This is a genomic window from Chloracidobacterium sp. D (assembly GCF_018304685.1).
Taxonomy (GTDB): Bacteria; Acidobacteriota; Blastocatellia; order Chloracidobacteriales; family Chloracidobacteriaceae; genus Chloracidobacterium; species Chloracidobacterium thermophilum.
Genome location: NZ_CP072634.1, coordinates 565,751 through 589,508 on the forward strand (window position 1 = coordinate 565,751; position 23,758 = coordinate 589,508).

Consider the following 23,758-nt stretch of genomic DNA (forward strand, 5'->3'; position numbering starts at 1 on the left):
TTAGTCCCTCCAAAGTCTCCAAAGTTTCCTGGCTGTCTTTATGCGCCCTGCCAATGTCCCTTCTGCTTGATATGATACATCAGCTTGATCCGAAATGTCATAAACATTCGCTCCAAGAAGCAAGTCATACAACTGTCTGCGTTCAGAATCAAAAACCAACCAGCCGCAGAATATTGCCTGAAGAATGTGGCAGAGACAGCCTCCGCCGGCGAAAAGTGACCCACAAATCAACATCCTCATCAATTCGCGGATTACAGCTCTCCCATAACCAAGGAAAGATTTACTCTCTCTATCAAGAACGACTGTTCCCATCAAAAACTTACCCGGTGTTCTACCATAAGTACACGTTGAGTAAACATTCAGTCCGAAGTTAATAAGCAAACCAATAGCCATAAGAATGTAAGGAGACCGTGTTATAGCTTCTTCTAAAGGAAGACCTTCTAATCTGGCTGCACTTGCTTGTACGTAAAACAGCAGGAAACCCGGAAAAGCGAATAATCCATAAGAAAATTGGTCTAACCAGAAGCCGAAAGCTCTTTGAGCAAGAGTAGGTAGCGTGTATTGCTCCGCTTGAGGATTTTGATAAGTAACTGGTTGATAGAGAGATGGAGGAGATGAAGATGGAGGAAATGATGTTTCCTTTTGTGATGGAGGCCTTTTTCTTTGTTCCTCGAAAGCTTCCCGAAGAGCTGGTACTTCTTTTGCTATTCTCCAGCCCAAGCCCTGCCGGAAAATCATGTCTTCTGGCAGGACCCTGCCTTCGATAATCCACTGCTTCAGCTCATCAATGTTTGTTTCGTATTCATATCCCTGAATTTTGACCAGCCACTTGTTCATATCTTCCCCTCTCTGCAACTCACACGCACAGGCGCAGCAACTTGACTTCTTGACAGGCGATACGGAGGGCGCGTTACTGCGATGTGAAATCCGCTTGTAGCGATTGTGAAAGCGGAGCGGCAGTGCCAACTAACCGTGGGCAGGGGAATCCCAAGGGCCACAGGCTGAACCACGGAGTGCGCCGCAAGTCTTATGCAGAGAAGGCAGATTGGCTTGTAATAGCAGACAGTGAAAGAAGGACGGGCCTACGTCCGCTGACGCGCAAGCATGGCGGCAGGCGCGGTGGTGTCGCCATCAGACAGCTCGCGGTCAAGGGCTTCGAGGCACTGGCGGGCAGCCGCCCGGTGCTGAGGTTTGCCTTGGGTGGCGCGGCGCGTAAGCCCATCGTACAGCTCATCAATTTGGTCATCCGAAACCTGGTCTTCCGAAGCCACCGACAGGCTCGCTGCCATCAGGTCGGCAATGCGCCGCTGGTCTTCGGAAGGGAAATGGCTGAGACACTCCAGAAAGCCATCGAGGTCGGAGGTGATGAGGTCGGCGTAGAACGTTCCCAGCAGCTCTGCCGATTCGCCAACGCACCGCCGCACGGCTGCCAGCAGGGGCTGCCGCAGGGTTGTGTCGCCGCGACGGCAGAGCGAAATGACATACTCGATCGCGTCGTCATCTTCGGTCGGATCGGCCAGCCGCGCCTCAAACGCCTGCAACACAATTCCGCGATTGTGAGCGTAGTTTTCCTCCAGCGCTGCCAGCAGATAGGCAACGGCTACCGCCCGCTTGCCGGTGGCGCGCTGCTGTTCCGCCAGAAGCGCCTGCCGAACCGCCGCCCGGTCGTAGTATTCCAGCTCTTCCGCATCCGCGTAGTCGTCCGCCAAGAGTTCACTGAGCAGCGGGTCAGTGACGGCTTCCTTGGCGGCAACGGTGTCAGGTGTCAGGTGTGGTGCCTGTGGAAACCTTGTGTGCGACCGCGACACGAGCCAGACCGATACTCCGGCAGCAAGCGCGAGGCTGCCAAGCAAAGCACCAACGGCCAGACGTTTAGGCAAGTCACGCATAACCGATTTGAGACGGAAAAACGCAGACGCCGGAATCAAACTCCAGATGTGGACGGCGACACAAGCATCGCTTGGGAAAGCCGCTGCGCCGTGGCTTCATCCACCAGGTGCGCCACCAGTTCAAGGGCAAACTCAAAGGCCGTGCCGGGACTGCGACTCGTCACCGTCCGGCCGTCCACTACGACCCGCTGCTCAACATACTCGCCGCCGGCTGCCTGCAACGGTTCGCGTACGCTGGGATGCGACGTGAAGCGCTTGCCGCGCAGAACGCCGAAGAAAGCCAACGCCAGCGGCGCGGCACAAATGGCCGCCACCCAGCCATCCTGCTCCGCCGTACGCTGGACGAGCCGCGCCACCCGCGCATCATCCCGCAGGTTGGTCGCGCCCGGCAGCCCGCCGGGGAGAACGACAGCGTCGAAGTGGTCTTCTGCTATGGCGTCCAGGGTCGTCTCGGCCACCAGGGGGATGTCATGCGAGCCGGTGACGGTCGGATGGTCAGTCAGGGAAGCCGTCACCACGGTGATCCCGGCCCGGCGCAGGACATCCACGACGATGACCGCTTCCATTTCCTCAAAGCCTACCGCGAGGGGAACCAGAACTTTCGGCATACGCTGCGAGCTTGGGCGTGAGTTTAGGTCGTGAATGATTTCTCAAGCGTTGTTGGAGAGCGTTATGCTGGCTGCAAAGCCAGCCCATCGTCAAGCCGTTTTCAGTGAAGTGCTGCACCGTATGCAACCATCAAAGCCAAAACCCATATCCGCCAACTCGGTCAATGACGACCTGGCAGCCCAGCGCCGCCGGATGCAGACGGTCATCCGGCGTTTGCGCCGCGCTTATCCCGATGCCCGTTGCTCGCTCAACTACCGCACGCCGCTGGAACTGCTTGTCGCCACGATTCTCTCCGCCCAGTGTACGGATGAGCGGGTCAACCTCGTCACCAGGGAACTGTTCCAGAAATACCGTACGGCGGCGGATTATGCCCAGGCTGACCTGGAAACCCTGCAGGAAGACATTCGCTCAACCGGCTTTTACCGCAACAAAGCCAAGGCGTTGCAGGGCATGGGGCAGCGGCTTGTCGAGCGCTTCGGCGGGGAAGTGCCGCGTACCATGGAAGACCTGCTGACGCTGCCCGGTGTGGCCCGCAAAACGGCCAACGTCGTTTTGGGCAATGCCTTCGGGCAAGCGCCGGGCGTGGTGGTGGATACGCATGTCACCCGGCTGGCAAGGCGCCTGGGGTTTTCCGCCGCGCCGACGCCCGAAAAAATTGAGCGCGATCTGATGGCCATCGTGCCGCGACAGCACTACGTCATGCTGCCGCACTGGTTCATTTTTCACGGGCGCGCCGTCTGCCGCGCGCGGAATCCGCAGTGTCAGTCCTGTATCTTGGCCGATCTTTGTCCCTCAGCCGGACAGGTCTGAACTGTTTGGCCCTTATCGCTGCTCCCGTTGCCGCTGCCGCCAGTACACGAGTCCTCCGCCAAGGATGAGCAGCAGCGCCTCGCCAGGGATGATGACCGGCTGTTCCTGCACGACGATGTTGGCCGGCGGACGAATCGTGGTCTGCGTCGTGGCCGGAACGATGACCGGGTTGGTCTGAAACACCCGCTGGTCACGCTCGGTGTGAAAATACGTCGTCAGAAAAGTGTCTTCAGCCGGCTGAAATTCCGGTTGGGTGGGTGCAAGAACCCGCTTGGTCCAGTCGGCTGCCGGGATGCGGTCGGCAAAGGGGACGGCCGCTGGCTCAAACAAAAGCGTTCCATCGGCGCGAACCTCGGTGCGTTCCCTAGTCACAATGAACGCCTTGAAGTTGCGGTGCTTTGGTACATCTTCCAAGGCAGGAAATGGGGCCGGGCAGGTAAGCGGAACGACCGGTTGCTCGGTTGTGAAGGACACCACGAAGGGTTGAATCGAGGCTTGCTCATCATACCCAAGAGCAGTGTCTGCTGGGTCTGTTCGGGCTGTAACAATCACCCAGGTGGCCTTTTGGTCAAGGTGAGGTTTAGCCCACGCTAAAAATGACTCCGACAACTGAAGCGGTTTTTCCGGCGTGGGCGGCTTGGTTGGGTCAAAGGGAGTTTCTTCAGGGCGGCGCGCCACAGCCTTCTGGAGCGCTTTGGTCAATTCTTCTTTCGTGGCGCGGGGTAGGGTCTCTATGCTGGCTTCGGCGACGCGCCGGGCTACCACGATCTGCCCTAGTTGCGGTCTGGGAAGTGCGCTGGGTTTGACGACCGGCTTGGGTTTGAACCACTCCCACAACCAAAAGGCCAGCTTCCAGCGCCGGCGCGTCTCGATGAGCGTTGGAGCAAGATATTCGCTCAGGCGAAGGAAAATCTGTGGCCCGGCCGCTGCCAACTGAACTTCACCCGGAAAGGGCATCGCCCAAGCAAAGGCTTCTCCGCGAAAGCGGATGGCCGGCTCAAATACGACGGTTTCGCGCTTGGCAGCCGCATCGTAGTAGATGAGCAGCCGGTCCTCCGCATAGTTGAAAGGTACGTTATCACGGGTCACGATGCCGGCTGCTCTCACCGGCCCCGAAGCAATGCCAGCGCCGAGCCAGAGGCATCCGATCCCAATGGCAACACCGGCCACGATCCGCCAGACAGACAAGTATGTGTTCATGATTTCGTTCCAACCGGAGACGAACGTGCAATTCGATAAAGGCCAATACCCAGCAGCAGAAACACCGCGACGGCCCAGGCGTCGGCAAAGACACCTTGTTTGAGCGCCGGGAAGTGTTCGGCCGCGTTGAGCTTGGTCAGAAATCCGCCAGCGACAACCGTCAGGGCGGCCAGCAGCAGGCCTCCAATCGAGCCGCCGGCGATGAGTCCCGAACTGAACAGAACGCCACTCCCGGCTTCCGCTTCCGCTTCAGAAACCGCGCCGCCTGTCTGACGGTCAACCAGCCAGCGGATGAAGCCGCCGACGAAAATTGCCGCCGAAGTCGAAAACTGCAGGTACAGTCCGACCGCAAACGGCAACGCCGCCACGCCGCACAACTCCATGGTGATGGAAATAAACATGCCTAGCAGCACCAGTCCCCACGGGAGTTTCTGGGTCAGAATGCCGTCAATGATGAGCTTCATGAGGCTGGCTTTGGGGGCGGAGTAGGGCAGGTCGCGCCGGTCAAGCCGGTAGTGGGCCTGTCCCTGCTCGTCCACGAGATATTCCACGACCACTTCCGACGACTTGGCCACCTGCACGACACGGTAGGTCTGGTCATCGAGGCCGCGCAGGGTCCGGCCGGTGTCTGTGCCCTGTATGGGCCCGGTCGTTTCAACGAGCTGTCTGGTTTCAATCCCGCCCACGCCCGGATCAATGACGAACCGAATCTGTCCGGCGTCGTTGATGAGGTAGCGTCCGGGAAGCAGTCCCGCCGCCGGTTCGGTCACGTTGTGAATGCGGTAGGTTTTTCCGGCGAGCGTCACCGTGCGGTTCTCGGTCGCTGCCGCCGTGTAGCCCGGCGCTTCCTTGGGGAAGTAAATCGTGTTCGAGTCGTTCAGAAACGAAAGCACCCAGCCGATGGCCAGCGCTGAGGTGGTCACACCGATGACCAGTCCGATTTGCTGCTGCCGTGGCGTAGCCCCAACCAGAAAGCCCGTTTTCAAATCCTGCGACGTTGCCCCGCCAATGGCCGCTGCAATACACACCACCGCGCCGACCGAGAGCGCCACGACCCGCGCTTCGATCCCGACTTTCCCAATCGCCAGAAAGATAAGGCAGGTCAGCAGGATTGTGGCGACCGTCATGCCGGAAATCGGATTCGAGGAAGAGCCGATTTCGCCCGTAATCCGGGACGACACAGTGACGAAGAAAAAGCCAAAGGCGATGATCATCGCCGCTGCCAGCAGGCTGAACCCAAGCTCGCCCGCCGTGAAGTAAATGACGGTGCTGAGAATGATCCACAGCAGCCCGGCGCCGCCCAGAACGAAGTTCATCGGCAGGTCGTTTTCGGTCCGCACTACGGCCGTCGCGGCGGCGGCCTTGAAGCCCCCCACGCCGGCGCGGAAGGCGGACAGGATCATCGGCAGGGAGCGTACCAGGCTGATGATGCCGCCGGTGGCGACTGCGCCGGCCCCGATGTAAAGCACGAAGTTGGTCCGCACATCGCTGGGCGACATGTCCCGGATGAGCTTTGCTGCCGGGAACAGTGGTTCACTAAGGCCGCTGCCGAAAAAGACAATCGTCGGGATGAGCACCAGATACGACAACGCACCGCCGGCCAGCATAATCCCGGCCACCCGCGGCCCGATGATGTAGCCGACGCCCATCAGTTCCGGCGACACTTCGGCGCTGAGCGTCGCGCCGGGCAGCGCCTTGCCCAGCGCCTTTTCGGGATATTCTTTCCACAGGTGCAGCCCGGACATCAGGAACTTGTACAGCAGCGCCAGCCCGAAGCCTCCAAAGACGAGCCTGGCCTGGCTACCGCCCTTTTCGCCGACGATGAGCACTTCGGCGCAGGCCGTGCCTTCGGGATAGGTCAGCTTGCCGTGTTCCTTGACGATAAGCGCCCGCCGGAGGGGAATCATCAGCAGGACGCCCAACCAACCGCCGGTCAGGGCCGTCAGGGTCGTGCGCGACAGATCGAGCGCATAGCCCATCAGCAACAGCGCCGGCACGGTAAAGACGACGCCCGCCGCGACCGATTCGCCGGCCGAGCCAATCGTCTGCGTCATGTTGTTTTCGAGAATGGAACTTTTGCCCAGCGCCCGGAAAATCGTGATGGAAAGGACGGCAATCGGAATCGAGGCCGATACCGTCAGACCGACCTTGAGCGCCAGATAAACGGAAGACGCCCCGAAGACGATCCCCAGAATGACGCCGACGAGGACGCTGCGCAGGGTAAATTCCGGCAGGACGGCTTCGCTGGCCACGAAGGGCTGGAAGTGCGTCGCCGCCGGTGACTCAACTTGGGTGGACATGGGTGAGTTTGGCTCCAGTTCGGGCAGGGGGTTCAGGTCTTCTTGCGTTGGAAGGCCTCGCCGGGAAGCCAGTCGGGCATCGCCGGGTCATCGGCAACGGTGGCCACGATGAGCAGGGCAAACTGCGCATGCTGGGCCGCCCCCCGAAAGTCCCAGTCTTCCTGAATGGTGTCCGTGGGTTGGTGGTAGTCGCGGCGCACGTAGGTGTCAAACCGCTGTTTGCCCCAGCCTTCCGGTTTGCCTTCGACTTCGACGCCAAAGTTGAGCGACAGACACGGTACACCGGCCTTGGCAAAGCAGAAGTGGTCAGAGCGGAAAAATGAGCCGTTCTGGGGGAACGGGTCCGGCTTCATCACCAGCCCCTCCAGTTTGGCCAGCGCGTCAATGGTTTTGCCAAGCGTCGAACGCTCCGCCCCCAGCGGAACGAAATCGCGGGTGCGCCCAAAGACATTGACTTCGTCGAGGTTGATGTTGGCTGCCGTTTTTTCGAGGGGAATGAGGGGGTGTTCGCAGTAATACTGCGCCCCCAGCAGGCCCTGTTCTTCGGCCGTGACCGACAAAAACAGCACTGATCGGCGCGGACGCCAGTCTGATTTCCCCAACGCCTCGGCCATCGCCAGCAGAGCTGCCACGCCCGAAGCATTGTCCAGCGCGCCACGGTAAATCAGCCGTTGCCCGGAAGCCGGGTCTTCCTTGACGCCAAAGTGGTCGTAGTGCGCCGTGACGACAACACATTCATCGCGCAACTTCTCGTCACGCCCTGGCAGCCACCCGACGACATTCGGTGACTCAAGTGTGGACACTTCACTTTTCAGGTGCAGCGAAAGGGTCGTGTCGAGCGGCACCGGGCGGAAGTCCCGCCGTTCGGCCTGCTCGATGAGCGTGGCCAGCCGCTTGCCGCCGAGCTGGGCAATCCGCACGGCCGCATCATCGGTAATCCACGATTTCAAGGCCACGACCGGCGGGGAGTTGGCATCCCGGACGAGTTCCGACCGCGTGCCGGTGTTGGAGCTTTGGACCACCTGCCACGGATAGGTGGCGCTCTCGGTCGTGTGAATGAGCAGCACCCCGCGCGCGCCCTGGCGGGCGGCTTCCTCGTACTTGTACGTCCAACGCCCGTAGTAGGTCAGCGTCCGCCCCTGAAAAATGGACGGGTTGTGCAGTCCCGGATCGTTGACCAGCAGCATGACGATCTTGCCGCGCACGTCCACGTCCTTGTAGTCGTTCCAGTCATATTCCGGTGCGACGATGCCGTAGCCGGCAAAGACAACCGGAACATCATCGAACCGGACTTCAGGCAGGCACTCACCGGATTGCGCCGTGAACTCCGTCCCATACGCCAGTTCGACGGTTGCCCCGGACGCTGCGCGAAAGGTCATCGTGGTTGGGATGGCGCGCAGATTGACAATAGGCACGTTCTGGAAATACGAGCCGCCAAGCGGCTCCAGCCCGTAGGTCTGGAACTGGGCGGCGATGTACTTCGCCGTAAGGAGTCCGCCGCGCGTGCCAGGGGCGCGGCCTTCAAACAGATCATCGGAAAGCAGTTCAGTGTGGGCGCGCAAGGTGGCCGGTTGAATCCGGGCCAAAATGGCGCGGACTTCGGCCGGGACGGAGACGGTTTCCGTTGCCCTGACCGGCATGCCAATCTGGATGACCAGCCACAGCAGCCACCAGCCCGCAACGCCCAGGCGCAGCGTTTTCATTACGGTCTGTCCTCGTGGAAACCAAAAGGTTGCCGATATTTGACGAACATCAAACGGTAGCGGCATTCTCATGCCAACGCCGGTGGAATTTCAACGGCAAAAACACGTTCTGCCAGACTCATCCCGCTGAAAAAACACCTGATGCCCGGGCGGTTGCTTTCACGGACGGTTGGCTCGCAAGATTTTGGGGGGCAGCATGCAGCCTGGTGACACGCTGGGGCCATACACTCTTGTCCGCCTGCTCGGACGGGGCGCTTTTGGGCAGGTCTGGCTGGCGGAACGGCGTACGGCGCTGGCCGTGACGCGCGTGGCCCTCAAAATCCCACTGGCGGACGATGTGGACCTCGATGCCATCCGCAAGGAGGCGTCCATCTGGGCCCAGGCCAGCGGCCATCCCAACGTGCTGCCCATCATTGAGGCCGACATTTACGACGGCCAGGTGGTCATCGTCAGCGAGTACGCCCCGGACGGTTCGCTGGTGGACTGGCTGGTGCGGAAGGGCGGTGTCGTCAGCCTGCCGGAAGCCGCCAAAATGGTGGATGGGATTCTCGCCGGGCTGGAGCACCTGCATGCGCGCCAGATCGTTCACCGCGACCTGAAACCGGCCAACGTGCTGCTGCAAGGGGAAACGCCCCGGCTGGTGGACTTTGGCATTGCGCGGGTCGTGCGTGCCACCTCCCACACGGGACACATTGCCGGCACACCGGCTTACATGCCGCCGGAGGCCTTCGACGGCGTACGTACCGAGCAGGGCGATCTGTGGGCTGCCGGCGTGGTTTTCCAGCAGCTCATCACCGGCAGGTTGCCGTTTCCACAGGCCGACCTGCCCTCTCTGATGGCGGCTATTCTCACCCGCGAGCCGGCACCGCTTCCGGCTGATTTTCCGCCTGCTGTGCGGTCATTTCTGGCGACGGCGCTGTGCAAGGACCCGGCGCACCGTTTTGCCACAGCCACGGCGATGCGGCGGGCGTTGGCGCAGGCCGTTGCGGCGTCAGCCCCGGTCGGGGCCTGGGGGGCGTCCCCGGCGACAGCGCCGGCGCGTCCGGCCACCGACAGCCGGGCAGCCGCTGTCACCGTACCGGCGGCATCCGTTCCGGCGCCGGTTTCGACGCCGGCCGGGGCTGCTCCGTCTGCAATCCCGGCCACCCCGACCGCCGATACGCTGCCGCTGCCGCCGGACCGCGCTGCCGGCCTCGGCCCGGCAGCTTCCGCTGCCTTGGGAAGCCACAACAAAAACCGTCTGGACAGCGAGACCCCCGGCACAGAGAGCCGGGGCAACCAGGGCCGGGAAAGCCAGGGCCGGGAAAGCCAGGGTTGGTGGTGGATTGCGGCTGGTGTTGCCGTAACCCTGCTGCTGGGGGCGACATTGTTTCTGGCCCTGCTGGTCTATTTTCAGGGCCAGGCTTTCCGCTCCCAGGCACAGCCGGCTCCTGTGCCGCCGGTTGTGGAACCGGCACCATCCCCGGCGCTCCCCACAAGGTCAGATACTCCGGCATTGGATACCCCGGCTGAACCTGCTGCCGAGCCACCCGCGCCGCCAACCTCCCTCGAACCGGGTTCGGAAGGGTTTTACGTCATTGCGTTCTCAGCCAAAACGGCCCAGGCTGCTGAAGCCAGGAAACAGGCCTATCTCAAGGCCGGTTTGCAGCCTTTTGTCGTCAAAACGGACGAGTGGACAAACTTCGAGCCGGGCTTTTACATCGTGGCGCTGGGGATTTACGCCACGGAAGCTGAGGCGAAGGCTGTCGCGTCACTGGCAAAGGAAAAGGGAATCAGTGCCTATACCAAAGCCTCCGGTCCGCCCCGCCAGCCCGAGGCTGCCGGCCCGGACGCCCCGAACCCGGATGACATACCGGGGGATTTCCCGGAGGCTTCGCTGCGCGATCTCACCGATGATGACCTGCGCGACCTGACTGCAGAAGAGCTGCGTCTGATGCGCAACGAGATACTGGCGCGGCATGGCTATCGTTTTTCCGACCCGGAGTTGGCTGCGCACTTTGGCGCGCAGCCGTGGTACCATCCGACCGACGGCAATGCCGAAGACAAGCTGACCGCCGTTGAGCGCCGCAATATCGAGCGGATTCGGCAGGCTGAAAAACAGGCCAGAGCGGCTGAACGAACCCCCAGGGATTGAAATCCTGAGAAGTTGGAGCCAGCGTGTACGCCCAGGGGCGTCGCATCCACCCCGACCGCCTATTGAGACGACCCGGGCAAAGGGCTATCGTCAATCATCTCACCTGCGATGTGGCCGTTGCTCCGACCGGCCACGAACTGTCGCGCTGCTGCCCGGCGCCGACTGCTACCGAGCGAGGTATCTGGCCGTGGACAAGGAATTCGCTGCTCTCGAAGAAGCTCTCGAACGTATCTGGGAAATCGCCCGTGGGTTTGGTCTCGACCCGTTTCCGGTGAACTTTGAGATCGTACCGGCAACGGTGATGTACGAGATTGGCTCGTATGCACTGCCGGGCCGTTTCTCCCACTGGACGTTCGGCAAGGCTTACCATCGGATGAAAACGATGTACGACTTCGGGCTGTCGCGCATTTATGAAGTCGTCATCAACACGAACCCGGCCTATGGCTTCCTGCTTGAAACCAACTCACCGCTCCAGAACAAGCTCGTGATGGCGCATGTGCTGGGGCATGTCGATTTCTTCAAGCACAACGCCTACTTTGCCCACACCAACCGGCGGATGGTGGATGAAGTCAACCTGCATGCGGCGCGTATTGAGGAGTATGAGTTCAAGTACGGCCGCAAGACCGTCGAGGCTTTTCTGGATGCCGTGCTCTCCATCGAGGAGCACATAGACCCCAACTTTTTCATTCGCAAGGAACGTGACCTGCCCCCGCCGCCGGAGAAAAAAAGCACCAGCGGCCGGGAAAATCCCTTTGAGGACATCCTGCGGTTGGGCGAGAAGCCGGCCGGCGAGACGGCACCGCCGCCGAAACGCAAGCCGGGCGAGCTGGTCTATCCCGAAAAAGACCTCGTCTGGTTCATTGCCAACTATTCCCCTGTGCTCGAAGAATGGCAGCGCGACGTGATGATGATGATTCACGACGAAATGCTCTATTTCGTGCCGCAGATGCAGACGAAAATCATGAACGAAGGCTGGGCCAGTTATTGGCATGCCCGCATCATGCGCGAACTGTGCGAGGGCACAGATGAATTCGTTGAGTTTGCCGAACTGCACGCTTCGGTCGTCTCACCCCACAAGGGGCAGCTCAATCCCTACTATCTGGGCTACAAAATCTTTGAAGACATCGAGCGCCGCTGGGACAACCCGACGGCCGAGGAACGGGAAGCCTACGGCCGTCCCGGTGGGCAGGGGCGCGAAAAAATCTTCGAGGTGCGGGAAGTGGAAAGTGACGTGTCCTTCCTGCGTAACTACCTGACGGAAGAGCTGGTCGAAGAACTCGATCTTTATGTCTATGAACTCGTGGATGACGAGGAGTGGACGATCACGGAAAAACGCTGGGAGCGCGTCCGTGACCAGTTGGTGGCCAATATGACCAACTTCGGCTTCCCGTACATCGAAGTTACGGATGGGGATTACAACCGAAACCGCGAGTTGTACCTGACCCATCGGTTTGAGGGGGTGGAACTGGACCTCAAATACGCGCGCAAGGTGCTGGAATACATCTACACCCTGTGGGGGCGGCCGGTGCACCTGGAAACCCGCGCGGACAATGAGCCACTCGTCCTGCACTATGACGGAAGCAGCCACGACGAAGACTAGTGCGCTGCCCTGGCTTGTATTGGACGTGCCTTGTCCACCACACTTCAGGCCCTGATTGAAACCAAGGGAGGGATACCACTGTGCGTGGTGAATACCAGACACTTCGTATGCTGGCCTGTGCTGGCAAGATCACTGAGGAGATGATCGCCGTCGCCGAGGACGAGCGGCTCGACCCGGAATTCATCCGGCAGGGGCTGGCCGACGGCACCATCGTCATCCCTAAAAACATTCGTCACCACTTTCGTCCAATCGGCATTGGCAAGGGACTCCGCACGAAGGTCAATGCCAACATTGGCGCGTCGGGCTACCACCAACTGCTCGAAGAGGAAATCGCCAAGCTGCACGCCGCCGTGCAGTACGGGGCCGACAGCGTCATGGACCTCTCGACCGGGACGGATTTGGACCTGATCCGTGAAACGCTCATCCGGGAAAGCCCGCTCATGCTGGGCACGGTGCCCATTTACCAGGTCGCTGCAGAGGGTTCGATTCTGAAAATGGACCCGGAAGAGTTGTTTGCCGTCATCGAGAAGCAGGCGCAGCAGGGCGTGGATTACATGACCGTCCACTGCGGGGTGACGAAGGAAACAGTCCGAAAACTGCGCCAGCACCAGCGCATCGAGGGAATTGTCAGCCGGGGCGGGGCACTGCTGGCGGCCTACATTGAAGCCACCGGCAATGAAAATCCGCTCTATGAACAGTTTGACCGCCTGTGCGACATCTTTGCCCGCTACGACGTGACCTTTTCGCTGGGCGACGGTCTGCGTCCGGGTGCGACAAGTGATGCCAGCGACCGGGGACAGTTGGCCGAGTTGCTGGTTTTGGGCGAACTTGTGGCGCGCGCGCGGGAGAAGGGTTGCCAAGTGATGGTGGAAGGCCCGGGCCACGTGCCGCTCGACCAGATCGTGGCCAACGTACAGCTTCAGAAGCGCGTCTGTGACGGAGCGCCGTTTTATGTGCTGGGGCCGCTGACCTGCGATGTTGCGCCCGGTTACGACCACATCACGGGCGCTATCGGCGGTGCGATTGCTGCCGCTGCCGGCACGGACATGCTGTGCTACGTCACTCCGGCCGAGCACCTGCGGCTGCCCGACCGGCAGGATGTCATTGAAGGCGTGATCGCAACGCGCATTGCCGCTCACTCCGGGGATTTGGTGAAGGGCGTCAAGGGGGCCAAGGCCTGGAACGATCAGATGTCCCGCTACCGCAAGCAGCTCGACTGGGACGGCATGTTCCGGTTGGCGATGGATCCCGAAAAGGCGCGGCGCTACAAGGAAGAATCCGAAGCCGCCAATGCCAAGGTCTGCTCGATGTGTGGCAGCCTCTGCTCCATCAACATGGACAACGCGGCCATCGGGAAGTTTTCCGGGCAGAAGCCGGATACCTCAGAGAAGTTTCTGACCCCGCGCCCGGCAGCCGCCGTGGCCGGTAGGGACTGAAGGATGTCGGGCTGGGCCAAACACAGAGAGACTTGACAGCCAGTGGCATCCCGCCTACTCTGGACGTTCTCCGACGCGGGGAGCGGTGATGGGCGGTTAGCTCAGTGGTAGAGCATCGGTCTTACAAACCGGGGGTCACTGGTTCGAGCCCAGTACCGCCCACCACGTCGCAGCGCGGACAGGCGCGGTGGGACGTGAGCGGGGGAGAACAATTTGCGGAGTTGTAGCTCAGTTGGTTAGAGCGCCGGCCTGTCACGTCGGAGGTCGCGGGTTCGAGCCCCGTCAGCTCCGCCACACATTTCAAGGGAACAAAGCCGTGCTTCGTCGTTGCTGAAGGACGGCTTTTCCTTTTGGCCAGAACCCTTTGAACCGCCCCTGTAAAGCGGCCTCGTCGCCGGTCAGCCTGTCAAGCCCATGCCGTTCAGCCACATTGACGAAACCGGACGCCTCACGATGGTGGATGTCGGAGAAAAGCCAATCACCGACCGGACGGCGACGGCTTCGGGTGTGGTGTTGATGCGGCCGGAAACCGTGGCGGCCATTCGCGCCCGGACGACACCCAAGGGCGATCCGCTCGAAGCTGCCCGCCTGGCGGGCATCCTGGCGGCCAAACAAACCGACCGGCTGATTCCCCTGTGCCATACGCTGCCGCTGGCCTATGTCAACGTCGAACTGACGCTGGCTGCGGACCACATCCTCATCACCGCGACGGCCCGGGCGCGAGCCAGCACGGGCGTCGAGATGGAGGCCCTGACCGCCGTCAGTGTGGCGGCACTTACCCTGTTTGACATGTGCAAGGCCATTGACCGTACGATGCGGATTACGGACATTCAGGTGCGGTCAAAAACGGGCGGCGCGTCGGACTGGCCGGCGTCGGAGACGCCGACCTCGGACGTGCCACCATCACCGGGCCTGACTTCCTCCGGGGCGGAAACGTAAGCGATGCCGGTCAAGAAGCGGAATCTGACCAATCCCCACCTGCCGCAGCTCGAAAAGGCCCTGGCCCAGGTTTACGGCTGGGCTCCGAACGAGACCCTGCGGGCGGCACTGCAAGCCGTGGTGACGGACAAGGCGCGCCGGCTGCTCTTTGACGAGATGACCTACTGCCGCGTGGCCGCGCAGTCGCCCGGTGAACTCCATTCGGTTGCGGAGGAAATTGCACTGGGTGAAACCAGTTTCTTCCGCGAGCCGGAGCAGTTTCGGGCTTTGTGGCGCATGGTGCTGCCTGAACTCATCGAGAAGCGCGCCGACACGAAACGCCTGCGATTGTGGAGCGCCGGCTGCTCGACGGGTGAAGAGCCGTTTTCGCTGGCGATGATTCTGGAAGACCTGCTTGGGGAAGCATCCGACTGGCGCATCGAAATCCTGGCCGTAGACCTGCGCAGCAAAGCCCTGCTGCATGCCAGCCAGGGGCGTTACCATCCACTCCAGTTGCGGAATCTTGACCCGGCACTACGTGACCGGTTTTTCCACGGCAGCCAGTCCCCGGATGCACCGCCGGGCGAGCTTGACCGCCGGTTGCGCCGCAACATCCGCCTGCGCCATGCCAACCTGTACGACCCGCACCTGTGGCAACACCTGCCGGGGCCGTTCGATGTCATTGTGTGCAGCAATGTGTTGACGCACATGCACTACACGGCCGTACAGCAGACGACGGCCCGCATCCAGCAGGCGCTGGCTCCGGGCGGCTATCTGCTGGTTGGGAGTGTCGAGGTCGGACTGGTCAACCAGGCGCGGCTGCGTCCCTCACAGGCGTTGCCACGTGGCTTTTTCCACCGTCCTGAGTAACAGAATGAGTAACAGAAAATGGGCGGCCATGGTCGGCCGGGTCGTGCAGGACGCAACCCAGTTGCGCTACAACGTCCGGCTATGATGAACCGTCGCCATTTTTTGTCTCTGTGTTGTCTGACGGCCGGCTGGTGTTCCACGGTGTGGGGGCAGCGGCGTCCAGGTCCGCCGCCGGTTCTGGGGCGCGCCAACTCGGCCCAGCGGGTCTTTGCACGGCTGCTTCAGCTTGAAGATGAGCGGTACTACCACGCCGAGGAGTTCGTGGATTTCCTTGGCTCGTCCAACGCCCGCGTGCGGCGGCGCGCCTGCCTGGCGCTTGGTCGCATCGGCGATCCCCGGTCATACACCCTGCTGCTGGAACGGCTCTACGATGACGGCAACCCACGGGTGCGCGCCATGGCTGCCTTCGCCCTGGGCGAACTGGAAACGACTGAACCGCTGGAAGACCTGCGCCGGATGCTGGTGCGGGAAACGGAAATGCTGCCGGTGCGGGCGCGCTGTGCAGAAGCTCTGGGCAAAATCGCCGCCGCCAATGCCAAAACCCTTGACGCAGACACCCTTCAGGGGCTGTTGGCCGCCGTGTTGAAGTCCCTGCCGCAGCCAACGGAAGACATCCCGCCCGGCAGCGAACGTGAGCTGTTCACCACACTGTGCCTGACGGCCGTGATGCGGATGCGCCAGGCGGCAGGCCTGCCGCCACTGCTCAGGTGGCTGGCGTCGCCAAATGCGAACGTTCGTTTCCACGCGGCCAACGCTTTGGCGCGGTTGAGCGATCTGCCGGAAGCGGAAAAGACCCTGACCCGCGAACGTGAGAAGCTCGTGGCAGCCTTCCGGGATGAAGGGGAGACCGTGGTGCAAGTGGCTCTGGCGCGGGTGTTGGGGGCTATTGGCGACGCAGAAGCAATGGCGGCGCTGCTCCCCCGTCTGGCTGCGGCAGAAGCCGCCGTGCGGATTGCCGTCATCCGGGCTTTGTCAAACGCACGCCAACCGGAAGAAGTCGTCCCGCCGTTGCTGGACCGGCTGCGTGCCGGGCTGTCCCGCTACGCCGCAGTGGAAGCGGATGAGCGCCCAACATGGGATGGTCTGCCGGAGCTTTTGACGCTGGCTGAAGCCCTGGGCCGCCTGAAAGCCACCGAAGCGCAACCGTGGCTGGAACGGCTGCGGATGCTGCCGACGGGCAGGCTGGGGGCCAACCCGGAAGTCGAAATTGCCCTGGCGCGGCTGGGCACGGCGGCCTTTCTGGGGGCTGACCCTGAAAAGCCGCTGCTTCCGCCGGACGACGACTGGCGGGCGCAGGCGCATTACTTTGCCGGTCTGGCCGCGCTGCCGCCGGAAGAGCCGCGCCGCCGCCGCGTGGTCGAAGATTTTCTGGCGCGAACCGGCCTTGATGCCCGTGCGCGCACGGCGCTGCTGGCGGCCGTGCCGAAAACGCCGGCGTGGGCCACCGTCTGGGAGCAGGAACTGCGTCACCCGGATGTCATGGTGCGGGCGGCGGCCGCCGCCGCATTGGAAGTGTTGCCACCGACCGACCAGGGGCGAAAGGCGCTCATTGCCGCCCTGACTACGGCGCGGGAGGACACGCAAAACGATGCCCGGCTGGCCATCCTCAAGGCCTTGGCAGCCGACCCGCATCCCGACACAGAAGCTGCCTTTGATCTGGCCCTGCGTGACCCGGACTGGCTGGTACGCAGGCAGGCCGGTGAAATACTCCGGCGGCGGCTTCCGTCCACCCTGAGCGAGGAAGCGCGCGCGCAGGCAGGCGAGATGCTCGACAGCCGGATTGGGATTTGCCGCACGAACCGTCCGGCAGCCTTTTATGGCCGGCTGGTGCGGCAGTATGCGCGGCATCCGCGCGCCGTCATCACCACGACCAAAGGCGAACTGACCCTGGAATTGTTTTCCGAGGATGCGCCTCTGACGGTTGAGAACTTCATCGCCCTGGCCGAACGTGGTTTCTTCGACGACCTGACCTTTCACCGGGTCGTTCCCAACTTTGTCGTCCAGGGCGGCGATCCACGCGGCGATGGCGATGGCGGCCCCGGCTACCAGATTCGCTGTGAAATCAACGAACGGCCCTACCTGCGGGGCAGTGTCGGCATGGCACTTTCGGGCAAGGATACGGGCGGAAGCCAGTGGTTCATCTGTCACCTGCCGCAGCCGCACCTGGACGGCGGCTACACCTGTTTCGGGCAGGTCGTCGAAGGCTTGGAGACCTTGGACCGGCTGGTGCGCCAGGACCGCATTCTGGGCATTCGTCTGGTGAAGGATTAGCAGGCAGGGAAGCAGTGGAGCCGACTGCCGGACTTGAACCGGCGACCTACTGATTACGAATCAGTTGCTCTACCAACTGAGCTAAGTCGGCCCATTTCCTGTGGCAGGGCGGAATAGTACCACGTCTGTCAAGATGCCGGGGAAAGTGAGGTTGGCGCGTCCGCGTTGTCCTCATCCCGCCCGGTGGTTAGACTGGACAAACCAACTGGAAAGGCAGGGTGCGCCGTATGGAAACAAAGCCTACCATCGAAACCGTCCTGGGAACGATGAACGAGCAGACGGCTTTGCTTCAGGAACTGGTGACGGAAGTCACGAGGAACCTGCTGCCGGAAGTTGCGGCTGTGAAAGCAGCGCAGCAGAGGTTGATGACAGAAGTCCTCACGCAGAAGTCTGAACAATCAGCGATGAAAGCCATGCTTCAGGAAATAGACACGCGCACCCGCCGCATCGATCACCGCATCACGGTCCTTGCCCAAGACATGCTCGACCTGCGCGCCACCATGCAGCGGATTGATGCCGATCTGCTTTCCCTGAAAGCCGTTGGATAGCACGTGTGCTGTTGCCAGCAGAAGACAAGTACCGTTCAGAAGCTGGAAATCCGGTGGGCCTACGGACGTTTGGCGCGGGCGCGACGTACCTCATCGGGGCTGGGCGGCGTGCCATTCCAGACGGCCAGCACTTTTCCCTGCCGCAGCAGAACGATGCGCGGGGTGTCGCCATCCGCCAGCAGACGCTTGAAGTCCTCTTTGGAAATCTCACCCAGCTCGAACTTGGCCCCGAACCGCTGAATGAAAAACTTGCGACGCCATTCCTCATTGGAGCAGAGCGCCACGAACAGCGGAAAATCCTTCACGCCCACATAGGCATTGAGCTGCGGGACGCTTTCCTGGCAGTGGCTGCACTCCGTGTCAATGAGCGCCACGAGACGTTCGCCCGTCGCCACATTGACCGTGGTCCCGGAGACCTTGACCCGCGACCAGTCGCTGCCGCCAAGCGGGAAGCCAAAAGCCAGCGGCGTGAGCAGACCAAACAACGCACAGAGCAGGACGCCCAGACCGCGCCAGCGGCGTGGCTGCAAGGCCGTCACTGTGGCCTGCGGTTTCCACACCAGCCATCCCGAAACCACGGTCACCAGCAGCATCAGACTATCCTCCAGCAGGGCTTCCTTTGGGCTGCGTTTGACCTGTGAGCCAAAACAGCCACAGTCCTCGACCGGAATGCCGGCGAGGATGACCCACCCCAGCGCGCCCATGAAGATGAGCGTCAGGCATCCGGCCCCCACCAGCGCCCAGCGCAGGCGGTAGCCGAGAATCAGCGCCGCGCCCAGCGCGCACTCGGCCACAAGCAAGCCCCAGGCAATGGCCGTTTGCATGGCTTTTCCCGGCACAAGTTGGAAACCAGCCACCTGCCGCACGAAATCAAAGGGTTCGAGCGCCTTGATGACGCCGGCGGCCAGCCACACCAGCCCCAGCAGGGCGGCCAGCCCCCAGCCAAGATAAAACCGCCACGGCAGGGAAGCGGCTTCTGAGCGTTGGGAAGCCGCCTCGGCGACGTTGCTCATGAGCGAATCTGAAAGCGTCCGCCCGGACGGACGTCAGTCGGTCGGGGCGGCGTAATCCGTTTGACCACGAAGGTATGCGTCGGCTTTTCGCCAGGGACGGGCAGCTTCGCCTGATCACAGGGAAACAGCGTCGGGTTGGCATAGAACCAATCCGCCGCCTTATAGTTGGCAATGCTGTGCGGGTCAATGAGCTGTGGGTCGAACTGAAACAAACGCGCCAGCTTGATGACAAACGACGCCAGCCCCTCGCGGAAGTCCCAGTGACCAATGCAGATTTTGCCGTCCGGCCACACGTGCGGATGAAAAATGGGGGTCATGCCGTGCATCATCACGGTCGGCTTCTCGAAAGGATGGTTGGGCGACAGCAGAATCCGAATCTGGTGCTCGTCGCGGGTTGTGTTGGGGCCGATGTAGCTGCGAATCCGAAGCGTTACGATGTAGTCCGTGGCCGGGACGTTGAGGTTTTGCCAGTGGATGTATTCGCCCCGGATGGTACGCATTTCCTCATAGTCCGCCGCCAGGCGAGCGCGCCGGACATCATCAGGCGTGGCCATGAAAACCGTCATCCCCCATTTCCCTGGAATCGTTTCACCGGTAGAGTAGGCCCATTGTAGCCCGGCTTGGGGCAATCGAAAAACAAACGGTGCATTCCCCCGGGCCCGTCGCCATTCTTCACCATGGAAAATCCCATTGCCTTTCAGGGTTCGGAAAAAGCCAGGCGCATCCAGGCGATGTTTGCCGGCATTGCGCCGACCTACGACCAGCTCAACCACTGGCTTTCACTCAACATTGACAAACGCTGGCGACGCGCGGCCGTCCGGGAAGTGCAGGACGTGCTGACGCGGCCCGGCGCCCGCGCCCTTGATGTCTGCTGTGGGACAGCCGATCTGGCGCTGGAACTGGGCCGGCTGGCCCCCACGGTCGGCGTGGATTTCTGTCAGCCGATGCTGCTCCGGGGCATGGAGAAAGTCCGGCAGAGTGGCCGTCCGGTGCATCTGCTCGCTGGCGACGCCCTGGCGCTTCCCTTTGCCGATGCCAGTTTCGATGTCGCCACGGTCGCCTTTGGAATTCGCAACGTCGTGGACCTGGACGGGGCGCTGGCCGAGCTGTACCGCGTCCTGAAGCCGGGCGGCAAGGTGGCCATTCTGGAGTTTTCCCACCCGGTCGTGCCCGGCCTCAAACCGCTGTTCGGCTTCTACTTCACGCAGATTCTGCCACGCATTGGCAATGCCGTCTCACGGTCAGGCTATGCCTACTCGTATCTGCCGGCGTCGGTACAGCACTTTCCCGACCAGCCCACCCTTGCGGCCCGGATGGAGCAGGCCGGGTTTCAGCAGGTGAAGTGGCGCAACCTGTCGGGCGGCATTGCCGCCCTGCACACCGGCGTCAGGCCGGCCGTGACCAATCCGGTGAGCGCTGATCCCGTCAGCACCGGCGTTGACGCTGACCGTTGATACCAACGGTCAGCGCGTATGACCGGCGCTGGAAGTCTAGTGCCGGAAATGGCGCATGCCGGTAAAGACCATAGCCAGTCCATGCTCATCGGCGGCGGCGATGACTTCTTCATCCCGAATCGAGCCACCGGGCTGAATGACCGCCCGCGCACCGTGGCGCGCCGCTTCATCGAGACCGTCCCGGAAGGGGAAAAAGGCATCCGACGCGACGACCGCACCGGACAGCGGCAGACGGGCCTTCATCGCGCCCAGCCTGACGGCGTCAATGCGGCTCATCTGTCCGGCCCCGACGCCAAGCAACTGGCCCTGCCGGGCATAGACAATGGCGTTCGACTTGACGTGCTTGCAGACCGTCCACGCAAAGAGCAGGTCGCGCCATTCGTCCTCGGAGGGCGACCGGCGGGTGACGACGCGCATCTCGTCCGGCGTCGCCAGCCGATCATCCAGCGATTGCACAAGCAGGCCGCCGGAGATCGTACGGAAGTCCGCTGCCGGGCGGGCTTCGTCGGCAACCACCAGCAGGCGCAGGTTTTTCTTGGCCGCCAGCACCTTTTGCGCCGCGTCATCGAAGCCGGGCGCAATGATGACCTCCAGGAAGATTTCGGACAGTTCGGTAGCCGTGCCCGCGTCAACCGTCCGGTTGAACGCCACGATGCCGCCAAAGGCCGCGACCGGATCGGTTTCCCGCGCCAGACGGAAGGCTTCGAGCGGAACGGCCCCCAGCCCGACGCCACATGGGTTGGTGTGCTTGACGATGACGCAGGCCGCCGCATCCCGGAATTCGCCGACCAGTCCCCAGGCGGCATCGGCATCGAGCAGGTTGTTGAACGACAATTCCTTGCCCTGTAGCTGGCGGGCCGCAGCCAAACCGCCGGCAGGATGCTCCGCCGGCACGTAGAGTGCTGCTGACTGGTGCGGGTTTTCACCATACCGCAGCGCCTGTTGCCGGTGCAGGACGAGCGACAGGCGGGGGGGAAAGGCGTCAGGAGGCTGAAGCTGAACCTGCCCCGTCGCTTCCTCGAACTGTGTCCGGTTGGCCAGAAAGTCGGCAATCATCCGGTCATAGCGTGCCGTGTGGGCAAAGGCCTTGCAGGCCAGACGGTAGCGTGTCGCGGCGGAGATGCTTCCGGTGTGGGTCAGTTCCGCCGCCAGTGCGGCATAGTCGGCCGGGTCGGTGACGACAACGACATGCTGGAAATTTTTGGCTGCGGCCCGGATGAGGGTCGGCCCGCCGATGTCAATGTTTTCCAGGGCTTCAGCAAAGGTGACTTCCGGGCGCGCAATGGTGTCGGCAAAGGGATAGAGGTTGACGACGACGAAATCAAAGCGGCTGATGTCGTGCAGGGCGAGTTGTTCAAGATGTTCCGGCAGGTCGCGCCGTGCCAGAATTCCGGCGTGAATGCGTGGATGCAGGGTTTTGACGCGCCCATCGAGCATTTCTGGAAAACCCGTGACCGAGGCCACATCCAGGACGGAAATACCGGCCTCGAGAAGGGTTTGCGCTGTCCCGCCGGTTGAGACGAGTTCGAGGCCGTGGGCGTGCAGGGTGCGTGCAAAGTCAACCAGTCCCTGCTTGTCAGACACACTCAGCAGGGCGCGTGGGGGAAGGGGTAAGGTCATAGGCGTTTACAGAGTCTGGCGGATTGCCGAAGATGATGTCCCAAACGGGATCATGTCTGCGCACGATAACAAAACCCGTTTCTCTTGTCTTTCGCCCGGAATTCGGCCTAAAAGCCTGGCATCCACTGCTTTTGGTCTGGTTCTGGCAATGTTTGTTTCGATGGTCGAACTCCACGACAGCCTGCCGCTCTGGTTTTGGGCCATCTGGGCTTTTGTCGTCGGAAGCTGCATCGGCAGCTTTCTCAACGTGGTGATCTACCGCCTGCCACGCGGCGGCTCGGTCAACTCACCGCCCCGGTCCTACTGCCCAAGCTGCAACGCAACCATTGCCTGGTACGACAACCTGCCCATTCTCAGTTTTCTGCTGCTCCGGGGGAAGTGCCGTGCCTGTGGGGTGCGTATTTCCTGGCAGTACCCGCTGGTGGAACTGGCAACCGGACTGCTCTTCCTCACCGCACTGCTGGTTTTTGGTCCGACGTTGCAATGTGTCTTCAACTGCGCCTTCGCAGCGGCGCTGGTGGCGCTCATCGTGACGGATTTCAACGAACAAATCCTGCCCGATGCCATTACCCTGCCCGGTACGGCCCTGGCGCTGGCGGCGCGGCTGCTGGACCACAATCTGGTCGGGCTGCCCTGGATGAACCTGTTTTTTGAAGGACTGACCGGATGGCCGCTCCCGATGACCGGGCTGGCCGGCTCACTGGTCAACGCGCTGCTGGGAATGGCCATTGGTGCCGGTGCGCTCTGGATGCTGGGCGTCGGTTACTTTCGCCTGCGCGCCTTTCCCATTCGGACACCCGACGATCTGGCAGACTTTCTCAAGCGCCGCTGCGTGGTCGGCACCCTGGCCCGCCTCAAGCTGCGCCACGCAAACGGCAAACGCGGCGTTGTTTATGTGCTCGGCGGGGATTTCAGCGAACTGTCGCCGGAGGAACTGGCCGCGGCTGAGTTTGCCTCGTCCAATACCGGTACGCCGGAACTCAGCATGACGGCACTTGACGGAGCCTGCGTCGAGCCGGGAGAACGGGGCGTCCGCATCACAAGTATCCCGGATGCCCTCGAAAACACCGTGGATGGCCGGCTCGAACCCGGTGATACCATTGTCTCCGGCAACCTGGAAGGCATGGGGCTGGGCGACGTGAAGATGATGCTGTTTGTCGGGGCGTTTCTGGGCGGAGGGCTGACCTTTTTCGTACTGCTCATGGCCTCGCTGCTGGGGGTTTTGGTATCCCTGCCACGTCTGCTGCTGCGCGGGTCATCCGCCCTTCAGCATGCGCTGCCGTTTGGCGTCATGCTGGGGTTGGCGGCGCTGGTGGCGCTCTTTTTCGGAGAAAAGGGGCTGACAACCTATCTTGACTTCCTTTCCAGCTTCATATCCTGAAT

The 23,758-nt window shown here is 61.9% G+C and carries 19 protein-coding genes and 3 tRNA genes; 12 read left to right on the forward strand and 10 right to left on the reverse strand.

Features of this window, described 5'->3' with window-relative positions; genetic code table 11:
* From J8C01_RS02440 to J8C01_RS02450, 3 genes are all read right to left on the reverse strand, one after another.
* On the reverse strand, positions 1 to 837 hold the full coding sequence (locus J8C01_RS02440; RefSeq protein ID WP_211432259.1) for an RDD family protein: 837 nt from the start codon (positions 835 to 837) through the stop codon (positions 1 to 3).
* A 245-nt stretch (positions 838 to 1,082) separates the two neighbouring features.
* Positions 1,083 to 1,889 (reverse strand): hypothetical protein, encoded by an 807-nt coding sequence (locus J8C01_RS02445; RefSeq protein ID WP_211432260.1) that lies wholly within the window; start codon positions 1,887 to 1,889, stop codon positions 1,083 to 1,085.
* 35 nt (positions 1,890 to 1,924) lie between these two features.
* A complete protein-coding gene (locus J8C01_RS02450) occupies positions 1,925 to 2,497 on the reverse strand; it encodes a DJ-1 family glyoxalase III (RefSeq protein WP_211432261.1) in 573 nt (190 codons plus the stop codon).
* A gap of 121 nt (positions 2,498 to 2,618) precedes the next feature.
* Here J8C01_RS02450 and nth point away from each other — a divergent pair, with 121 nt between their 5' ends.
* Positions 2,619 to 3,308: an endonuclease III gene (gene nth / locus J8C01_RS02455; RefSeq protein ID WP_211432262.1), complete on the forward strand. Its 690-nt coding sequence runs from the start codon at positions 2,619 to 2,621 to the stop codon at positions 3,306 to 3,308.
* Between the two features lie 12 nt (positions 3,309 to 3,320).
* Here the strand turns inward: nth and J8C01_RS02460 are convergent, their stop codons facing one another.
* The 3 genes from J8C01_RS02460 to J8C01_RS02470 are packed head-to-tail and all read right to left on the reverse strand — an operon-like array spanning position 3,321 to position 8,511.
* Positions 3,321 to 4,508, reverse strand: a complete 1,188-nt coding sequence (locus J8C01_RS02460; RefSeq protein ID WP_211432263.1) for a hypothetical protein — start codon at positions 4,506 to 4,508, stop codon at positions 3,321 to 3,323.
* A complete protein-coding gene (locus tag J8C01_RS02465) occupies positions 4,505 to 6,808 on the reverse strand; it encodes an OPT family oligopeptide transporter (RefSeq protein WP_211432264.1) in 2,304 nt (767 codons plus the stop codon). The genes J8C01_RS02460 and J8C01_RS02465 overlap by 4 nt, the downstream gene beginning before the upstream one ends.
* 32 nt (positions 6,809 to 6,840) lie before the next feature.
* On the reverse strand, positions 6,841 to 8,511 hold the full coding sequence (locus J8C01_RS02470; protein WP_014099000.1) for a M20/M25/M40 family metallo-hydrolase: 1,671 nt from the start codon (positions 8,509 to 8,511) through the stop codon (positions 6,841 to 6,843).
* A 196-nt stretch (positions 8,512 to 8,707) separates the two neighbouring features.
* Here J8C01_RS02470 and J8C01_RS02475 point away from each other — a divergent pair, with 196 nt between their 5' ends.
* From J8C01_RS02475 to J8C01_RS02510, 8 genes are all read left to right on the forward strand, one after another.
* Entirely contained in the window at positions 8,708 to 10,645 is a 1,938-nt protein-coding gene (locus J8C01_RS02475; RefSeq protein WP_211432265.1) for a protein kinase domain-containing protein, read from the forward strand.
* Between the two features lie 187 nt (positions 10,646 to 10,832).
* Positions 10,833 to 12,245: a SpoVR family protein gene (locus J8C01_RS02480; protein ID WP_014099003.1), complete on the forward strand. Its 1,413-nt coding sequence runs from the start codon at positions 10,833 to 10,835 to the stop codon at positions 12,243 to 12,245.
* A 107-nt stretch (positions 12,246 to 12,352) separates the two neighbouring features.
* On the forward strand, positions 12,353 to 13,681 hold the full coding sequence (gene thiC / locus J8C01_RS02485) for a phosphomethylpyrimidine synthase ThiC (RefSeq protein WP_211432676.1): 1,329 nt from the start codon (positions 12,353 to 12,355) through the stop codon (positions 13,679 to 13,681).
* A gap of 90 nt (positions 13,682 to 13,771) precedes the next feature.
* Positions 13,772 to 13,846 (forward strand) — tRNA-Val (locus J8C01_RS02490).
* Positions 13,847 to 13,898: 52 nt separating this feature from the next.
* Positions 13,899 to 13,975: transfer RNA gene (locus tag J8C01_RS02495), tRNA-Asp, on the forward strand.
* Positions 13,976 to 14,095: 120 nt separating this feature from the next.
* A complete protein-coding gene (gene moaC, locus J8C01_RS02500) occupies positions 14,096 to 14,620 on the forward strand; it encodes a cyclic pyranopterin monophosphate synthase MoaC (RefSeq protein WP_014099005.1) in 525 nt (174 codons plus the stop codon).
* A 3-nt stretch (positions 14,621 to 14,623) separates the two neighbouring features.
* Positions 14,624 to 15,469, forward strand: coding sequence for a CheR family methyltransferase (locus J8C01_RS02505; RefSeq protein ID WP_014099006.1), 846 nt, complete (start codon positions 14,624 to 14,626; stop codon positions 15,467 to 15,469).
* Between the two features lie 81 nt (positions 15,470 to 15,550).
* Positions 15,551 to 17,740 (forward strand): peptidylprolyl isomerase, encoded by a 2,190-nt coding sequence (locus J8C01_RS02510; RefSeq protein ID WP_211432266.1) that lies wholly within the window; start codon positions 15,551 to 15,553, stop codon positions 17,738 to 17,740.
* Between the two features lie 15 nt (positions 17,741 to 17,755).
* Here the strand turns inward: J8C01_RS02510 and J8C01_RS02515 are convergent.
* A tRNA-Thr gene (locus tag J8C01_RS02515) sits at positions 17,756 to 17,831 on the reverse strand.
* Positions 17,832 to 17,967: 136 nt separating this feature from the next.
* Here J8C01_RS02515 and J8C01_RS02520 point away from each other — a divergent pair.
* On the forward strand, positions 17,968 to 18,288 hold the full coding sequence (locus J8C01_RS02520) for a hypothetical protein (RefSeq protein ID WP_211432267.1): 321 nt from the start codon (positions 17,968 to 17,970) through the stop codon (positions 18,286 to 18,288).
* Positions 18,289 to 18,347: 59 nt separating this feature from the next.
* Here J8C01_RS02520 and J8C01_RS02525 read toward each other — a convergent pair whose 3' ends face one another.
* Positions 18,348 to 19,301: a MauE/DoxX family redox-associated membrane protein gene (locus J8C01_RS02525; RefSeq protein ID WP_014099009.1), complete on the reverse strand. Its 954-nt coding sequence runs from the start codon at positions 19,299 to 19,301 to the stop codon at positions 18,348 to 18,350.
* The gene (locus tag J8C01_RS02530; protein ID WP_211432268.1) at positions 19,298 to 19,855 is read right to left on the reverse strand and encodes a ubiquitin-conjugating enzyme E2; all 558 of its coding nucleotides are present in this window, start codon (positions 19,853 to 19,855) and stop codon (positions 19,298 to 19,300) included. Before J8C01_RS02530 ends, J8C01_RS02525 begins: the two co-directional genes overlap by 4 nt.
* Positions 19,856 to 19,978: 123 nt before the next feature.
* On the opposite strand from J8C01_RS02530, the gene ubiE reads away from it, so the two are divergent.
* Positions 19,979 to 20,755, forward strand: coding sequence for a bifunctional demethylmenaquinone methyltransferase/2-methoxy-6-polyprenyl-1,4-benzoquinol methylase UbiE (ubiE, locus tag J8C01_RS02535; RefSeq protein ID WP_014099011.1), 777 nt, complete (start codon positions 19,979 to 19,981; stop codon positions 20,753 to 20,755).
* A gap of 36 nt (positions 20,756 to 20,791) precedes the next feature.
* Here ubiE and purH read toward each other — a convergent pair whose 3' ends face one another.
* Complete coding sequence (gene purH / locus J8C01_RS02540; protein ID WP_211432269.1) at positions 20,792 to 22,375, reverse strand: bifunctional phosphoribosylaminoimidazolecarboxamide formyltransferase/IMP cyclohydrolase; 1,584 nt, start codon at positions 22,373 to 22,375, stop codon at positions 20,792 to 20,794.
* 148 nt (positions 22,376 to 22,523) lie between these two features.
* Here purH and J8C01_RS02545 point away from each other — a divergent pair, with 148 nt between their 5' ends.
* Positions 22,524 to 23,756 carry a prepilin peptidase gene (locus J8C01_RS02545; protein ID WP_211432270.1) on the forward strand — a complete coding sequence of 411 codons (1,233 nt, stop codon included), beginning with the start codon at positions 22,524 to 22,526 and terminating at the stop codon, positions 23,754 to 23,756.
* Positions 23,757 to 23,758 lie beyond the last annotated feature (2 nt).

Coding starts and splice junctions, on each gene's coding strand:
- nth (WP_211432262.1), top strand. CDS start 2,619: ATGCAACCATCAAAGCCAAAACCCATATCCGCCAACTCGGTCAATGAC.
- J8C01_RS02465 (WP_211432264.1), bottom strand. CDS start 6,808: ATGTCCACCCAAGTTGAGTCACCGGCGGCGACGCACTTCCAGCCCTTC.
- J8C01_RS02445 (WP_211432260.1), bottom strand. CDS start 1,889: ATGCGTGACTTGCCTAAACGTCTGGCCGTTGGTGCTTTGCTTGGCAGC.
- J8C01_RS02475 (WP_211432265.1), top strand. CDS start 8,708: ATGCAGCCTGGTGACACGCTGGGGCCATACACTCTTGTCCGCCTGCTC.
- J8C01_RS02440 (WP_211432259.1), bottom strand. CDS start 837: ATGAACAAGTGGCTGGTCAAAATTCAGGGATATGAATACGAAACAAAC.
- J8C01_RS02545 (WP_211432270.1), top strand. CDS start 22,524: ATGTTTGTTTCGATGGTCGAACTCCACGACAGCCTGCCGCTCTGGTTT.
- J8C01_RS02470 (WP_014099000.1), bottom strand. CDS start 8,511: ATGAAAACGCTGCGCCTGGGCGTTGCGGGCTGGTGGCTGCTGTGGCTG.
- J8C01_RS02530 (WP_211432268.1), bottom strand. CDS start 19,855: ATGGCCACGCCTGATGATGTCCGGCGCGCTCGCCTGGCGGCGGACTAT.
- moaC (WP_014099005.1), top strand. CDS start 14,096: ATGCCGTTCAGCCACATTGACGAAACCGGACGCCTCACGATGGTGGAT.
- J8C01_RS02510 (WP_211432266.1), top strand. CDS start 15,551: ATGATGAACCGTCGCCATTTTTTGTCTCTGTGTTGTCTGACGGCCGGC.
- thiC (WP_211432676.1), top strand. CDS start 12,353: ATGCTGGCCTGTGCTGGCAAGATCACTGAGGAGATGATCGCCGTCGCC.
- J8C01_RS02520 (WP_211432267.1), top strand. CDS start 17,968: ATGGAAACAAAGCCTACCATCGAAACCGTCCTGGGAACGATGAACGAG.
- J8C01_RS02525 (WP_014099009.1), bottom strand. CDS start 19,301: ATGAGCAACGTCGCCGAGGCGGCTTCCCAACGCTCAGAAGCCGCTTCC.
- purH (WP_211432269.1), bottom strand. CDS start 22,375: ATGACCTTACCCCTTCCCCCACGCGCCCTGCTGAGTGTGTCTGACAAG.
- ubiE (WP_014099011.1), top strand. CDS start 19,979: ATGGAAAATCCCATTGCCTTTCAGGGTTCGGAAAAAGCCAGGCGCATC.
- J8C01_RS02505 (WP_014099006.1), top strand. CDS start 14,624: ATGCCGGTCAAGAAGCGGAATCTGACCAATCCCCACCTGCCGCAGCTC.
- J8C01_RS02460 (WP_211432263.1), bottom strand. CDS start 4,508: ATGAACACATACTTGTCTGTCTGGCGGATCGTGGCCGGTGTTGCCATT.
- J8C01_RS02450 (WP_211432261.1), bottom strand. CDS start 2,497: ATGCCGAAAGTTCTGGTTCCCCTCGCGGTAGGCTTTGAGGAAATGGAA.